Below are 15,187 nucleotides of genomic sequence, written 5' to 3'. Positions count from 1 at the left end.
TGAGTCATTGGTCGCTCCCCGGTTTCGGTGCAGACTTGCGCAGCTTGCGAATCAGTTCCAGCTCGGACTGGAAGTCGACGTAATGCGGCAGCTTGAGGTGCGAGACGAAACCCGCCGCTTCAACGTTGTCGCAATGCGCCAGGACGAACTCTTCCTGCTGGGCCGGTGAGAGGATCTCTTCGTTGAATTCCTCGGCGCGCAGCGAACGGTCCACCAGTGCCATACCCATCGCCTTGCGCTCCGCGTTACCGAACGCCAGGCCGTAACCCCGGGTAAACTGCGCAGGCTCGCTGGCCGAGCCGACGAACTGATTGACCATCTCGCACTCGGTGACTTCGATGTCGCCAATCACAATCGGGAAACCCAGTTCTTCAGGTTCGATCCAGACTTCCACCTCACCGATACGGATTTCCCCGGCGAACGGGTGATTGCGGCCGTAACCGCGCTGGGTCGAATAACCCAGCGCCAGCAGAAACCCCTCATCACCACGCGCCAGTGCCTGCAGGCGCTGGGCACGACTGGACGGATACTCCAGCGGCTCGCGGGTAATGTCCGCGACGCGCTCGCCATCGTCGACTTCGGGCTTCATCAGCCCTTCCTTGGCCAGCAATCCGAGCACTCGCGGACAGGGCTCCAGCGTGGCGTGCGGGGTGACTTCCGGGCCCGGGTGCTCGCCTTCGGCCAGCAAGGTGAAATCCAGCAAGCGGTGGGTGTAGTCGAAGGTCGGCCCGAGCAATTGGCCGCCGGGGAGGTCCTTGAACGTGGCCGACAGGCGACGGTTGAGCTGCATGTTCGAGGTGTCGATGGGCACGCTGGCGCAGAAGCGCGTCAGCGTGGTGCGGTAGGCGCGCAGCAGGAAGATCGCTTCGATCAGATCGCCCGCCGATTGCTTGATCGCCAGCGCAGCCAGCTGCGGGTCGTACAGCGACCCTTCGCTCATGACCCGTGCTACCGCCAGCGGCAGTTGCTGACGGATCTGCTCGACGTCGAGTTCAGCGATGCCGGTGTCGCCACGACGCCTGCTGGCCAGCAGGCGGTGAGCGTTATCGATGGCCTGTTCGCCACCCTTGACTGCGACGTACATCAGGCACACTCCTGCACGCGGGTGCTGCGTGGCAAGCCGAGCAATCGACTGCCCGAGACAAAGAACACATCCAGCCCGCAAGGGAAGACATTGCGCGCGTCACGTGCGGCCCAGAAACCTTCATCCAGCGGCACAGCCACCGAATTTTGTCGCTCGATGCCGGGACCGCTCCAGGCAAGCATCCGCCCGCCTTCCAGGCCAGGCAGCTGGATCAGCAAGGTGCAGGATTGATCCGGGTAGCGGTCATTGCCGGTATCGAAATCGTGCAGTTGCAGGGCCGTCGACGCATCGAGCAACGCGAAGCGCGCTGCGTGCCGCTCAGTGACAATCGGGCTGCCGCAATGAAAAGCAATGTTCGCGCGAATCGCCGGGGTATCGAATGCCGGCGCCAGCCACACTGGCGTGTCCAGGTCCAGCAACGCCAGGCACAAGGCGTGGGTGGCACTGTCCAGACCCTGCAAGGCCGGCGGCTGGTGCGCGCTGGGCAGGGTCTGAATCACCCCCGGACCGGACAACGCCTTGAGGGCGACACGAAAACTGCGCTGGGCATCCAGTACCGGATCGCTGAAGGCAGGTTGCAAAAGGACGGCATTCATCAGTCTTCTCCTCGGACCAGGGTAAAGAATTCGACTTTGGTGGCAGCGGCCTCGGCGTCCTTGCGCGCCCGACGCTCGGCTTGCGCACGCGCCAGCGGCTCGATCAGTTCGGAGAGCCACCAGGCCTGCTGCGCGCCCTGCAAATGCGCGTCGGCCAGCGCCGCCAGTTCAGCGTGGCGCTTGTCGCGTCCGGCCAGATAGCTGTAGCCGGTGCGCCCATCGGCCAACCGCACCACACAGCGCGTCACACTCATTTCGCCGAGGTTGAAAGCTGAACCGGTGCCGCCCATACGGCCACGCACCAAAGTCATGCCGATTTCCGGGGCGCGGATCATCTGGTAATCGGTGTCGCGCAATGCCGCTTCGTGACGCTGCAATCGCTCGCGGCTCGGCTCATCGACATGGGCGCGCGCCAATACGCCCATCCAGTGCTGACGTGCGGCTGTTTCGGGGGATGCTTGCATGGAACACCTCGGGGTCAGTCCGTCGTTGGGTGGTCAGCCATCTGGCTGTCGGCAATCGCGTTGAATGCCACTTGATACTGGAAGCGGTCAGAACGGCTGACCGAGCGCGAAAGCTCTACGGGCTGCCCCGACCGGTCACACGAAACCGTCAACACCGTCAGCGCAGGCATGTGCCGCGGCATCAGAAGCAGCCCGGCCTCGCCGCGGGACGGCAAGCGGGCACCGATGAGGCTCTGCGCACGGCTCAATGGCAACTCGCGCTCGGCCAGGTACTGGCGCACCGAACCGCTCTGATAATCAGCCAGCAACTCGCTGTAACGGGCGCTGTAGCGATGGCAGATCAGACTCATGGCCTGACCGTCCAGCTTGCGCAAGGTCTGCAGCTCGATCAGTGGCGCTAGCTCTTCCAGCCCGAGATGCAGCGCATCTTCCTGACTGGCGAGGCATTCGCGGCGCACCAGCAGCACGGCCTCGACCCCGATGCCTTGCGCCGACAGCGACTTGCTGTAAGCGCTGTCGGCCTGCATCGGGTAGATCAATGGGCGTTCCAGTACCTGAGTGCCCTTGCCCTGCCGGCGCAGCACACTGCCCTCGCGGACCAGCTCGTCGACCGCACGGCGGATGGTGTGGCGGTTGACGCTGAAACGTTCGGCCAGCTGAAACTCCGCCGGCAGGTAATCGCCAGGCAGATACGTGGCCAGCTCGTCACGCAACGTCTCGGCCAGTTCCAGATACATCGGCTCAGGTTGTCTAGACAACTGCATGGTTAAAAAAAGTGTTCATTGAACACCCCTCTTCTGTCAGATGAATTGCTTGCGCAGGCGCTGCGACATGATGTCGATGACGCTTACCACAACGATGATCACCAGCAGCACGGCGCTGGTCTGGACGAACGCAAAGGCGCGAATGTTTTCCCAGAGGATAACCCCGATACCCCCTGCGCCGACCATCCCGACCACGGTCGCCGAGCGCACATTGGATTCGAACCGGTATAGAGCATAGGAGATCCACAGCGGCATGACCTGCGGAATGACCCCGTAGATGACTTCCTGCAAGGCGCTGGCACCGGTGGCGCGCACGCCTTCGACCGGTCCGGGCTCTATGGCTTCGACAGCCTCGGCGAACAGTTTGGCGAGGACCCCGGTGGTGCTGATCCACAGCGCCAGCACCCCGGCAAACGGCCCCAGCCCGACGGCGACCACGAACAGCATCGCAAACACCATCTCGTTGATCGAACGAAAAGCGTCCATGCAGCGCCGCAGCGGCAGGTGAATCCACCACGGCGTGATGTTCTCGGCGCACAGAATGCCCAGCGGTATCGAGCAGACAATCGCCAGCGCCGTGCCCCACAGAGCAATCTGGATAGTCACCAGCATTTCCTTGAGGTAACTGCGCCACTCACGGAAGTCCGGCGGGAAGAAATCGGCGGCGAATGTGGCCATGTTCGACGAGTCGCGAACCAGTGCCATCGGGTTCATTTCTGCGCCGTGCCAGGCCCAGGCCAGTGCGGCGAGCAACAGGCCCCAGCCCAGATAACGGGACCAGTTGGGTTTGCCCGCAACCTGGGTGTAGGCAACATGAGTGGTCATGACGAACTCCTGATCGTGAACGGCTGGCTCAACCTGCGGAGCTGCCTGCGGTTTTCTGGTTCAGCTCGGTGATGCGCTCCTGCAACTTGCTCAGGCTGGCATCGATATCCTTGAGGCGGGCGGCTTTCTCCTGCTCGTCCAGCGTGGTGCTGGCCACCACTTCGGTGCGCTGCTTGAACAGTTCGAGTTGGCGAATGGGCAACAACTGGTCATCGCTGGACTTGAGAAACTTGCCCATCTGCATGTTCTTCAGCACGGTTTTCTCTTCATCGGTATTGCCGTAACTGGTGAAGAATTCACGAATCTTTGCCTTGTCCTGATCCGACAGCGCCTTGCTCCAGACAATCGGGTCGGCCGGGATCAGCGGCGATTTCCAGATCACCTTGAGTTGCTCCACCTTGTCGGGCTGAGTCACGGCCAGGCGATCCCAGCTCTCGGTATTGAAGGTCGCAACGTCCAGCTGCCCCTTGGCAACACTGAGGGCGTTGACTTCATGACTGGAGTTCAAGGTGCGCTTGAAGGCGGTGGACGCATCGACATGGTTTTTCGCAAACACGTAATAACCTGGCACCAGATAGCCCGAAGTGGAGTTCGGGTCACCGTTGCCGAAGGTCAGGCTCTTGGCGTTCTTGAGCATGTCTTCGACGTTATTGATCGGGCTGTCCTTGCGCACGATCAGCAGGCTCCAGTAGCCCGCGTCACCGTTGGCGGCGGAGGTCTGGGCAAAGATCTCGCCGTTGGAGCGGTCCACCGCTTCCATCGCCGCCTTGTTGCCCAGCCAGGCCACGTCCACCTTGTTGAAGCGCATGCCCTGAATCAGGCCGGCGTAGTCCGAGGCGAAGGTGGCGTTAACCTTGAGACCTGTCTTGCGGCTCATGTCATCGAGAAACGGCTGCCAGATGCTTTTCAGGTTTTGCGAAGACTCGGTGGACATGATGCCGAAATTGATGGCTTTTTCTTCTGCGGCCTGGACCGTGCCCAACGCGCAGGCAGTCAGCAAGGCGGCAGAGGCGAGAAGACGACCGATACGCTTGAACATGCAGGCTCTCCGGAAAATGTCAGGTGGGGGATGTTGAAAGGACGTCAGACCTTGGCCAGCGTCAGGCTGGCTTTTTGCCGCACGCGCCGGCTTCGTTCGGTGATCATCAGACTCGCGTCCGCGTCTGCACCGTAGAGGTCGTTGAGAAACTGTTTGCTGAGGTCCTGGGCCTGGCCATCGAAATGAATGCGCCCTGCCTTGAGGGCCACCGCACGCGGGCAATAGCGCACGGCATAATCAACCTGATGCAGGGTCACCACGACCGTCTTGCCGTCGCGGCGGTTGATGTCGGCGAGGATTTCCATGACACGGCGGGCCGATTCCGGGTCCAGCGAGGCAATCGGTTCGTCGGCGAGGATCACTTCGGCGCGCTGGGTCAAGGCACGGGCTATCGCCACCCGCTGCTGCTGACCGCCGGACAGGGTCGAAGCCCGTTGCGCGGCAAGGTCCGCCAGCCCGACCCTTTCCAGCGCGGCCATCGCACGCTGTTTTTCCTCGTTATTGAACAGCGCCAGACTGCCGCGCCAGCGTGGCATGCGCCCCAGACAACCGAGCAGGACGTTGTCCAGCACGCTGAGGCGGTTGACCAGATTGAATTGCTGGAAGATATAACCGATATCGGCGCGCAGACGTCGCACCTGGCTGTTGAGGCGGCCGGAGGACTGAACCTCGCGCCCAAGCACCTGAACCTGACCACCATTGCTGCGATCGCAGCACGCCAGGCCGGCGAGATGCCGAAGCAGCGTTGACTTGCCCGAACCGGAAGCGCCAATCAGCGCGACCATCTCACCGGGTTGTATAGACAACGCAAGGTCAATGAGCGCGCTTTTGTGGGAAAAGGTCTTGTTCAGGCCTTGTACATGAATGGCTTCGTTCATGAGGCTTCTCGGTCTGTGCACGACCCGGGACAGGTCGCATTTGGTTGTCAACCAAACTGAACCTGTGTTGTTGCAGCCTCATGAACCGCGAGTGACCAAGTGATAACAGTTTGTCGCCAATCGTGTGGCAACGGACAGCGGTGACCGTCATCCGCTGCATTGCCACGCAGGAGCGTGAGAACGAACGGCGACCAGGCAGCCGCTCCCGGTACGGCAGAGCGGCGCAGATGCAGCCGGATCAGATCCGGAAGCTGCCCACCAGTTGCTGCAGACGCGCAGCCTGCTCTTCCAGCGAGTTGCAGGCATCCAGGGTCTGGCGCAGGTTGTCGACGCCCAACTGGTTGAGGGTGTTGATGTGAGTGATGTCGACATTGATCGACTCGACCACCGAGGTCTGCTCCTCGGTTGCCGCCGCGACCGACTGGTTCATGCCGTTGATCTCTTCGATGCGGCGGGTCACGCTGCTCAGACGCTCGCCGGCCAGGTTGGCGATGCCGACGCTGTCCTCGCTCTGACGCTGGCTTTCAGTCATGTTGGTCACTGCGTCGCGCGCGCCGACCTGCAGCTCTTCAATCATGGTCTGCACTTGCTGGGCAGAATCCTGAGTGCGGTGCGCCAGATTGCGTACTTCGTCGGCCACTACCGCGAACCCGCGCCCTGCTTCACCGGCACGCGCCGCTTCGATGGCCGCGTTGAGCGCCAGCAGGTTGGTTTGCTGGGAAATGCTGGTGATTACTTCGAGAATCTGCCCGATGTTGGCGGTCTTGCCATTCAGGCTTTCGATGTTCACGCACGACTCGCTGATCTTCCCGGACAGCTCGTTCATCGCCTTGATGGTCTGCTGCACGACATTTTGACCGTCGCTGGCCAGGCCGCTCGCATCGCTCGACTGCTGCGAGGTGCGTGCCGCATTCTGGGCGATTTCCTGGGCTGCGGCGCCCAATTCGTTGATCGCCGCCGCCACGCTTTCGGTACGGTGGGACTGCTGGTCGGAGTTGCCCATCGACGCGTTGGAGACCTTGACCACCCGGGTGGCAACCTCGCCCAATTGCGCGGCAGTCGAAGCCACTTCACGGATCGAGGTGTGAATACGCTCGACGAAACGGTTGAACGATTCGGCCAGTTCACCGAATTCATCCTGCGTAGTGATGGCCAGACGCTTGGTCAGATCGCCCTCGCCGTCAGCGATATCACGCATCGCACGGCCCATCTGATGCAGGGGTTGCATCAACACTCGAATCAACAGACCCAGCAGCAGGATGATCACCACCACCACAACCACCATCGCCGTGATGGCCGAGGCACGGAACTCGGCCAACATGGCGTAAGCGGAATCCTGCTCGAGCACCAGTGCCACGTACCAGTTGGCCGTCGAAACACCTTGAACAGGCGTGAAGGAAATGATCTCCGGCTTCTTACCGGAGTCGATTTCAGTCACACCGGTGGTAATTTTCGGCGTATTGGTCGGGTAGGCTTCGCTGATGTTCTTGAGCACCAGTTTGCTGTCCGGGTGCACCAGAATCTTGCCGTCGGCACTGACCAGAAATGCATAACCATGGCCATCGAAGTTCAGCGAGTTGATGATCTTGGTGACGTTGTCCAGAGCGATATCAGCACCGGCCACGCCCACGAACTGATTCTGAAATTTGACCGGTGTGGCCATGGTCATGACCAGCTTGCCGGAAGATGCCGCAATGTAGGGTTCGGTCACAATGGTGCCGGGCGCATTCTGTGCCGCCTTGTACCAGCCACGCGCACGCGGGTCGTAGTCAGCGGGGCGATTGGCCGACGGCACCGAAAACATCACGCCGTCGGTGCTGCCAAAGTAGCTCAGCTGAAAACTGTCGGTGTAGGCAGGCAGGCCAATGGCGCGCTGCAACTGTGGCAGTTCCTTGCCATCCGCGGCGATTTGCTGCGACATCGACTGCAGCAATTGCATGCGGCTTTCCAGCCAGGTCTGAATATTCTGCGTGGTGAGCGTACCCAGTTGTTGCAACTCGGACTTGACGCTGGATTTGAGCGACTGACGCTGGCGATAGTCATTGACGACAATGAACACGCTGAACGCAACAACCACAATCAATGCAGCGGCAAGAAGGATTTTCTTGCTGAACCCCAGACTCTTCATAGCGGATACTTCCACGGCAAAAAACCAATAAGGACGATCTCTGGATCGCCAATCAAACTTCACAACGGTGCCGTCTATTTCACGTTACAACCCACAGGCCGTTCAGCAACCGGAGCCGATACACCTGCCGCGGCGTCAATCACCAGGCAGATCCGAGTATCGAAACCTTACAGAGACGCTTGTATCGCCATATCGGCGCAATCCGCGAGTCCTTGATTATTTTTTTCGTCGCAGGTCGAGACGTCCTTCCCACAATCGACACTCAAGCGTGCAGAACAGGAAAAACTGGCTATGGTTGAAATCATCCCCCGCCCTGCACAGGATGGCCTCGCCATGCCCAGTATCGAGCAACTTTTTGACGGTTTGCATAGCCTCCCGAGTATTCCCAAAGTGGCTCAGGACTTGATGCTGCAATTTGACAATCCCGCTTCCAACCTGGAAAGCATTGCCCGCAATATAGAAAAAGACCCGGTGATTGCGGCCAAGGTATTGCGCTTGGCCAACTCGGCGCGATTTCGTGGTTCGAGGGAATCCTCGAGCATCGAAGACGCGGCCATGCGCCTGGGTTTCAATACACTGCGCACGCTGGTCATGGCCTCGGCAGTGACCGGTGCCTTCAAGGCCGGGCCGAGTTTTGATCTCAAGGGGTTCTGGCTGAAAAGCTTTCAGGTGGCAGGGATCTGCCGGATGCTGGCGAAACAGACCGGTGCCGACCCTGAAATCGCCTTTACCTGCGGGGTCATGCATAACATCGGTGAGTTGCTGATCCAGACCGGCGCGCCCGATGTCGCCGAGCGCCTGAACAACGCCGCCAAAGCCGGGACGCCAGGGCGTGCAGCCAGCGAAACCCTGCAACTGGGTTTCAGCTACCCGGAAGTCGGCGCAGAACTGGCCAGTCGCTGGCATCTGCCCCAGATCATTCGCGACGCTATCGCCTATCAGGCGACTCCGCTGAACGCACCGAAGGACGCGTCTTTACCGAGGATCGTCGCCCAGGCCATCACCATTTCGGACGCGCTGGAGGCGCATGGCGGCGCGACACCTCAGGCGCAGCAGGCGTCAGGCGGGCCGCTGATGGAAGGCATCGATCTGGACGCGCTGTTTGCCGGGTTGCCAGCGGTGCTGGAAGCCGACAAGGCGTTTTCCGAATTGTTGAGCTGAGCCACCGGCAACTCTACAGGCTGAACCGCGCATGCGGGCATGGCGTCGAGCGGTCCATTGCTGAGGCCGCACAGTGCATTTATCTGTATATCCATACAGATAAAACTTGCCCGCTACGCATTCAACGTTCATCCTTGCAGCCCTTGCACCGGTAATCGACGACGGTAGTCATGCGGCTGTTTCTCTGCGAAAAACCTTCCCAGGCCAAAGACATTGCGGCTGCGCTCGGCGCAAACCGGCGTGGCGACGGCTGCTGGGTGGGTGCCAATGCGACGGTGACCTGGTGCATCGGCCACCTGCTGGAAACCGCCCCGCCCGATGCCTACGATGCACGCTACAAACGCTGGGTGCTGGCAGACCTGCCCATCGTGCCGGAAAAATGGAAGATGCTGGTCAAGCCCAGAACCGCCAGCCAGTTCAAGGCAGTCAAACGGCTGCTGGGTGAAGCCCGGGAACTGGTGATCGCCACCGACGCCGACCGTGAGGGCGAAATGATCGCCCGCGAACTGATCGAGCACTGTCGCTATCGCGGGCCGATTCAGCGTCTGTGGCTGTCGGCACTGGATGACGCCTCGATTCGCAAGGCGCTGGCGGCGCTCAAGCCCGGTGCCGACACGTTCAGCCTGTATCACTCGGCACTGGGCCGATCACGCGCCGACTGGCTGATCGGCATGAACATGAGCCGTCTGTTCACGCTGCTGGGTCGACAATCCGGTTATCAGGGCGTGTTGCCGGTGGGCCGGGTACAAACCCCGACCCTGCGACTGGTGGTAGACCGTGATCGCAGCATCGCCAACTTCGTCCCGGCGCCCTACTGGGCGATTGACGTCAGGCTGCTGCATGACAATCAGGCCTTCATTGCCCAGTGGCGCGCACCATCGGATGCCTGCGACGATCAGGATCGCTGCCTGAACCAGGCGCTGGCGCAACAGGCTGCGCACGACATGCGCGCCGCAGCCAGCGCACGACTGGTCAAGCTGCGCACCGAGCGCATTCGCGAAGCCGCGCCCTTGCCGTTCGACCTGGGTACCCTGCAGGAAATCTGTTCGAAGAAGCTCGGGCTCGGCGCGCAGGAAACCCTCGACATCGCCCAGTCCCTGTACGAAACCCACAAGGTCATCACCTACCCACGCAGCGATTGCGGGTACCTGCCGAACAGTCAGCACGGTGAAGCGGCAGGTATCATCGCGGCGCTGTGCAAGGCCGACCCTGCGCTGGCAGGCCTGTCGCCGCACCTCGATCCACAACGTCGGTCGCGCGCCTGGAATGACAGCAAAGTGACGGCCCACCACGGCATCATTCCCACGGCGGCGGTGCGCGGCGTAGAGCGTCTGACCGGTAAACCGCGAGCGGTGTACACCCTGATCAGGGCGCGTTACCTGGCCCAGTTTCTGCCCAACCATGAATACGACCGCACCCAGGCTGACTTCGACTGTGCGGGCCACGCGCTGCGTGCGGTGGGCAAGCAGATTGTCGAGCCTGGCTGGAAGCGTGCGATGCCCGAAGCGCTGGCCCCGGCCAAGGGTCGTGAAGCGCCTGCACCGCAGCCGTTGCCGGCATTGTTTCAGGGCTGCGAGTGTGCAATCGCCGAGGTCATCCTCAAGGACCTCTGGACCCAGCCGCCGAAACCGTTCACCGAGGGAGACCTGATCAAGGCGATGAAGAACGTCGCCAAACTGGTGGAAGACCCGCTGCTCAAACAGAAGCTCAAGGACACCACCGGCATCGGCACCGAAGCCACCCGCGCCGGGATCATTCAAGGCCTGCTGGACCGTGGCTACCTGACCAAGCAGGGTAAATCGCTGTGCGCAGCACCGGCAGCCTTCAGCCTGATCGACGCGGTGCCGCGTGCCATCGCTGACCCGGGCACCACCGCCATCTGGGAGCAGGCGCTGGACATGGTCCAGAGCGGCGAAATGAGCCTCGAAGAGTTCGTTGCCAAACAGGCGGCGTGGATGAGCAAACAGGTCAGCCGTTGCGTCGGCATGCGTATGAGCATCAGCGGGCCGGCCAGCCCGGCAGGCGTTGCGCCGCCCTGGAAGAAAAAACGCAAGACCACAAAGCGCGTCGCCAAGACCTCCGCCGCCACAGCGGACACTGCGGCGAAAAAGCCGCGGCGTGCTGCCAGACCGGCCGCCAAGGCGTAGGCCGCAACAGCGATAGCCAGATCAGCCATTGCACATTCAAGCGTTACGAACAGGTGTTACAACATGTCAGACCGAGAGCTCATCATTCCGCCCACCATGCAGTCGATCATGGACCGTGCAGGCTATGCACCTGCGGTCAGGGTTGGGGATACCCTGTACTGCGCGGGCCAGGTGGGACGTACACGGGATATGGAGGTCATCCTCAACCCCGAGGCGCAATTCATCGCCTGCTGGGAGAATCTGCGCACGGTACTCGCCGAGGGCGGCTGCACCTTCGACGATATCGTCGACATGACCACTTATCACGTCGCCATGAGCGAGCACATGGCGGTGTTTCGTGACGTGAAGAACCGCATTTTCCCGCGTGGCCAATGTGCCTGGACCTGCATCGGCGTCGCCGAGCTGGCGCACCCCGGATTGTTGCTCGAAATCAAGTGCGTCGCGGTCAGGCGCCACAACGCCTGATCGGCAATCACAGGCTGGAGCGCAAGGGTATCTCGTGCCGCGAAGACTGGGCCCGGACATCGTCCAGACCGACCATTTCGTCATGCGCCACGGCCTGGGTCATGAACAACTTTACGTCAGACACCGAAGACAGCACCTTGCGCGCTTCTTCCACCGAGGCAACGTGCAGGGTTTTCCCGCCCGAATCTTCCACCGGCACAGACTTGCCGTCGAGCTTTGCGTGCAGCACGTAGGAACCGCCTTCCATGGAGATCAGATCGAGTTCACGAACCGTTTGATCCTTTACATGCTTGGTCAGGTCTTGAATGTTCAAAGTCACACCTCCGGTGGCGTTCTGGAAATCAGCGCCGCTTGAAAATGGAGCTTTTATTGGCGCAAACGTTCAGTCGTTTGGGGCACCGCCAGCCTGAATATCCATGTCGCAAATACATGAGACAGGTTGAGCGATGTTATTCTGCGACGGCTTCGGACACCCGGCTGCGCACGTCGCGTACCCCCCCGAACAGATGTTCAAGGATAGACAGATGATCGACTTCAACAACAAGGGCTTCTTCAAACTCAAGCAGAATGACGAATACGCGGACCGGGTCAAGGACCTGCTGCTCGACGGCGAAGAGGTTATCGATGCTTATAAGTCCATGCGCGATGGCGTAGTGTTCACGACCAAGCGCATCATCGCGGTCAATGTCCAGGGCCTGACAGGCAGCAAGAAGGACTTCACTTCCCTGCCGTACAAGAACATCGTGGCCTGGTCGGTCGAGACCTCGGGCACCTTCGATCTGGACTCTGAACTGGAAATCTACTTTTCGGCGGTCGGCAAGGTGAAATTCGAATTCACCGGCAAGACCTCTATCGTCCAGATATCCAGGTACATCTCCCAACATCTGCTGGGCTGAAAAGCGCCATCAGCCTGCGCATGGCGCAGGCCCTGGCATATTCAGTCACTTGCCCAGCAGCAGCGCTGCATCGAAGCCCATGCGCAAGTTGCCCCAGTGGCGCCCTTCAAAGAAGAACGGCACATCGATTTCGGTCATGATTTCGCCGGTATCACGCAGGTAAGTCTGCAACAGAAAACGCTGCTTGTTGCCTGCAGCGCGCAGGCCGATCGGGTCGGAGAACATGCGTTTGTTGCGGCACACTGGCAGGTCGACTTCGCGATTGCCGGTAGGTTTTTGCGATACCCAGCTGTTATTGACCGGGCAATAGCCCTTGCTGTCGACGATGAAGGTGACCTTGCCGCCGCGTGTACCCTTGGTCAGCTTGTCACATTCTTCCTGGCAGATTTGCGCAAAACGCTCGGTGTAACCGGTCGTGTATTGTTTGGGATCTGTGCCCGGAATCAGCTTGTAACTCTGATCGAACAGATTGACGCCCTGCTTGTGCAGCTCGGCCAGGCGTGCTTGCAGAATGTCACGGCACTGGCTGGCGCGAGTGATCGCCGCATCCAGCTCGCCATGCCCAAGCACGAATCGCCCCAGCAGCGCCTGCACCTGCTCGGCCACACTGGACAGATCCCGGGTGGCCGTCGCGGAGTGCTGCATGCGCTGGTCGATGGCCTGGCTATCGGAATAGATCCGCGTTACCCGCTCATTGATCCCTGTGTTTGTAGAGGCGAACTGCTGAATGTGCGCAGCGATGTCGGCGAGCTTGTCGTTGGTCGACTCGAAATCGCCGATCATGCTTTCGAAATGGCCGGACGCACGCTCTACCACCAGCTGGGTTTCGCGGGCGCTGTGGCTGATCTGGATGGTCTGTTCGTGTGTAGAGCTGACTTCCTGAAGCATGGCGTCGATGTTGCGCGAGATGTCGTCAGTGGCTTTACTGACGTTTTGCGCCAGCGTGCGCACCTCGTCAGCCACCACCGCAAAACCTCGACCACTCTCCCCCGCCCGCGCCGCTTCGATGGCCGCATTGAGCGCCAGCAGGTTGGTTTGCGAAGAAATCTGCTGAATCAGCCCGACAATCGACTTGATGCTTGATGAACGTTCATTCAAGCCGGAGACCAGCCCGCCGAACTCATTCAGGCTGCTGGATATCTGGCTGATGTTTCCAGTCACTTCCAGCAATTCGGCGTAAGAGTCGCGCGCCATGCTCAGGTTCTGCGCGGTGGTGCTGGAAATGCCCTGAGTCTGCTGCGAGACATCCTCGATGCTGCCCACTGCCATGTTGCTCTGGTCCATCACTTCTCTGGCGAAGCGGGCCTGATCGGTCGCGCTGTCGCTGGAATCACTGATGTTCTTCAGCGAACGCGCCGACTCGACGGCGATCTGTACAGTCAGCCCCTGAATGCTGCTGATGATCTCGCGCTGTTTGGCCAGAAAGAGATTGCAGGTACTGGCCAGCCCGCGGATCTCGTCATGGGTGAGCAGCGGCAGATCCCTCGACAGATCACCTTCGCCACTGGCGACTTCTTCGAGCGCGCGAGTCATGGACATCACCGGACGCACGATCAGGTGGCGGAAATACCAGACCATGAAGCTGACCATGACCAGCGTGAACAGCGTGCTCAGCAGAATCGCATTGCTCAGCAGATCCAGCTGACTCTGAATCACGCCCAGCGCGGCGGGGTCCGTTTGCGTGCCGCGCAATTGCAGCATGATGTCGGAACGAATGTTCAACGCTACCCAATACAGCAAGGCGCTGACCAGGACCAGCAGGAAAAGGCTTGATAGCTTCTTGGTCAGCGTGTTGAAAAACTGCCTTTCAACTGACTCGTACAAAGCCTTTAACGTCTGCATTTTGCTGCTCCTGGGTACAAGGGTGGTTCTGGTGCGATGGTTAACGTCTCTCGCTACCAAAGCTTTAATGCGTTCGCCTTCAGCAGAGGCGGAAAAATTTCGGCCACGCAGCTCACGGCGCTTTTCGCGCCGCAGAGTACTGCAGAGTTGGGCAATTTGATATCACAGCTGAAAGCGATCGACCGATTGTGAAAGCTGCCCGGCCATTACCGACAGTTCATCAGTAGTACTGGCGGTCTGGCCGATAACCCGGCTATTGCCCTCGGACATGCTGGCAATCATTTCAACCTGATGAGCGATTTCATTACTGGCCAGGCTTTGCTCGCCAATGGTGCGGGTGATGTCGTTGACCAGTTGCGTGGTGCTCAGCGTGGCATCCAGGATATCGCTGATCGCACGTTCCACTTCGGCGGTCACCGCCATGCCCTTGTCGACCTGGGCCACACCGGCCTCCATGCTGGTAACCGCTTCGCGGGTGCTCTGCTGAATGCGCGCAACCATGGTGGTGATTTCCTGAGTGGAAGCACTGGTGCGCCCTGCCAGGCTGCGCACCTCGTCGGCCACCACGGCAAAACCACGGCCCTGCTCGCCAGCGCGGGCGGCTTCGATGGCCGCGTTGAGCGCCAGCAGGTTGGTCTGGTCGGCAATGCCCTTGATGACCTGAATAATATTGAAGATGCCTTCCGAATCCTTGTCCAGCGTGCGGATCACCTGAGCCGACTGCTGCGCCGAGCGGGCAATGCTGTCCATGTCACTGACCACCTGATGAATCACCCGGCCGCCGTTCTTGGCCAGGGATTCGGCCTGACTGGCCATTTCCAGGGCCTGCCCGGCATGCCGGGTGATTTCTTCAATGCTTGCGGTCATCTCGCTGGTCGCCGCCGACATGGTGCCGGCT

At 60.5% G+C, this 15,187-nt stretch carries 15 protein-coding genes and 1 pseudogene; 4 read left to right on the top strand and 12 right to left on the bottom strand.

All coding sequences use genetic code 11. The features are described from left to right. Positions 1-4: 4 nt before the first annotated feature. From GE543_RS15180 to GE543_RS27945, 9 genes and pseudogenes are all read right to left on the bottom strand, one after another. Entirely contained in the window at positions 5-1,084 is a 1,080-nt protein-coding gene (locus GE543_RS15180) for a carbon-phosphorus lyase complex subunit PhnI (protein WP_046270411.1), read from the bottom strand. Then, positions 1,084-1,680 (bottom strand): phosphonate C-P lyase system protein PhnH, encoded by a 597-nt coding sequence (phnH, locus tag GE543_RS15175; protein WP_153221779.1) that lies wholly within the window; start codon positions 1,678-1,680, stop codon positions 1,084-1,086. The genes GE543_RS15180 and phnH overlap by 1 nt, the downstream gene beginning before the upstream one ends. After that, on the bottom strand, positions 1,680-2,144 hold the full coding sequence (phnG, locus tag GE543_RS15170; protein WP_003367168.1) for a phosphonate C-P lyase system protein PhnG: 465 nt from the start codon (positions 2,142-2,144) through the stop codon (positions 1,680-1,682). The genes phnH and phnG overlap by 1 nt, the downstream gene beginning before the upstream one ends. A 14-nt stretch (positions 2,145-2,158) precedes the next feature. Further along, positions 2,159-2,908: a phosphonate metabolism transcriptional regulator PhnF gene (gene phnF, locus GE543_RS15165; RefSeq protein ID WP_153221778.1), complete on the bottom strand. Its 750-nt coding sequence runs from the start codon at positions 2,906-2,908 to the stop codon at positions 2,159-2,161. Between the two features lie 36 nt (positions 2,909-2,944). After that, positions 2,945-3,733, bottom strand: coding sequence for a phosphonate ABC transporter, permease protein PhnE (gene phnE, locus GE543_RS15160; protein WP_003403611.1), 789 nt, complete (start codon positions 3,731-3,733; stop codon positions 2,945-2,947). Between the two features lie 28 nt (positions 3,734-3,761). Then, positions 3,762-4,772 (bottom strand): phosphonate ABC transporter substrate-binding protein, encoded by a 1,011-nt coding sequence (gene phnD, locus GE543_RS15155; RefSeq protein ID WP_003396071.1) that lies wholly within the window; start codon positions 4,770-4,772, stop codon positions 3,762-3,764. Between the two features lie 44 nt (positions 4,773-4,816). Beyond that, on the bottom strand, positions 4,817-5,650 hold the full coding sequence (phnC, locus tag GE543_RS15150; RefSeq protein ID WP_004410760.1) for a phosphonate ABC transporter ATP-binding protein: 834 nt from the start codon (positions 5,648-5,650) through the stop codon (positions 4,817-4,819). A 238-nt stretch (positions 5,651-5,888) separates the two neighbouring features. After that, positions 5,889-6,653, bottom strand: a complete 765-nt coding sequence (locus GE543_RS27950) for a methyl-accepting chemotaxis protein (protein ID WP_371927172.1) — start codon at positions 6,651-6,653, stop codon at positions 5,889-5,891. A gap of 93 nt (positions 6,654-6,746) precedes the next feature. Continuing rightward, positions 6,747-7,778 (bottom strand): annotated as a pseudogene (locus GE543_RS27945) (cache domain-containing protein); the annotation flags it as partial. Between the two features lie 333 nt (positions 7,779-8,111). Between GE543_RS27945 and GE543_RS15140 the strand changes: the two are divergent. From GE543_RS15140 to GE543_RS15130, 3 genes are all read left to right on the top strand, one after another. Continuing rightward, the gene (locus tag GE543_RS15140; protein ID WP_178118617.1) at positions 8,112-8,939 is read left to right on the top strand and encodes an HDOD domain-containing protein; all 828 of its coding nucleotides are present in this window, start codon (positions 8,112-8,114) and stop codon (positions 8,937-8,939) included. Between the two features lie 170 nt (positions 8,940-9,109). Beyond that, the gene (locus GE543_RS15135) at positions 9,110-11,086 is read left to right on the top strand and encodes a DNA topoisomerase III (RefSeq protein WP_153221775.1); all 1,977 of its coding nucleotides are present in this window, start codon (positions 9,110-9,112) and stop codon (positions 11,084-11,086) included. A gap of 63 nt (positions 11,087-11,149) precedes the next feature. Beyond that, positions 11,150-11,551, top strand: a complete 402-nt coding sequence (locus tag GE543_RS15130; protein WP_153221774.1) for a RidA family protein — start codon at positions 11,150-11,152, stop codon at positions 11,549-11,551. A 7-nt stretch (positions 11,552-11,558) separates the two neighbouring features. On the opposite strand, the gene GE543_RS15125 is transcribed toward GE543_RS15130, so the two are convergent. Continuing rightward, entirely contained in the window at positions 11,559-11,870 is a 312-nt protein-coding gene (locus GE543_RS15125) for a DUF6482 family protein (protein WP_032698387.1), read from the bottom strand. A 205-nt stretch (positions 11,871-12,075) separates the two neighbouring features. Here GE543_RS15125 and GE543_RS15120 point away from each other — a divergent pair, with 205 nt between their 5' ends. After that, positions 12,076-12,447 (top strand): PH domain-containing protein, encoded by a 372-nt coding sequence (locus GE543_RS15120; RefSeq protein ID WP_004410746.1) that lies wholly within the window; start codon positions 12,076-12,078, stop codon positions 12,445-12,447. Positions 12,448-12,492: 45 nt separating this feature from the next. Here the strand turns inward: GE543_RS15120 and GE543_RS15115 are convergent, their stop codons facing one another. After that, positions 12,493-14,289, bottom strand: a complete 1,797-nt coding sequence (locus tag GE543_RS15115) for a methyl-accepting chemotaxis protein (protein WP_046235878.1) — start codon at positions 14,287-14,289, stop codon at positions 12,493-12,495. 162 nt (positions 14,290-14,451) lie between these two features. After that, the gene (locus tag GE543_RS27940; RefSeq protein WP_370683537.1) at positions 14,452-15,177 is read right to left on the bottom strand and encodes a methyl-accepting chemotaxis protein; all 726 of its coding nucleotides are present in this window, start codon (positions 15,175-15,177) and stop codon (positions 14,452-14,454) included. Between the last annotated feature and the right edge of the window lie 10 nt (positions 15,178-15,187).

Source organism: Pseudomonas sp. SZ57 (assembly GCF_009495975.1).
In the GTDB taxonomy this organism is placed as follows: Bacteria; Pseudomonadota; Gammaproteobacteria; order Pseudomonadales; family Pseudomonadaceae; genus Aquipseudomonas; species Aquipseudomonas syringae.
The sequence above is the reverse complement of the archived record's forward strand: the minus strand, read 5'-3'. Positions and strand labels throughout refer to the sequence as shown.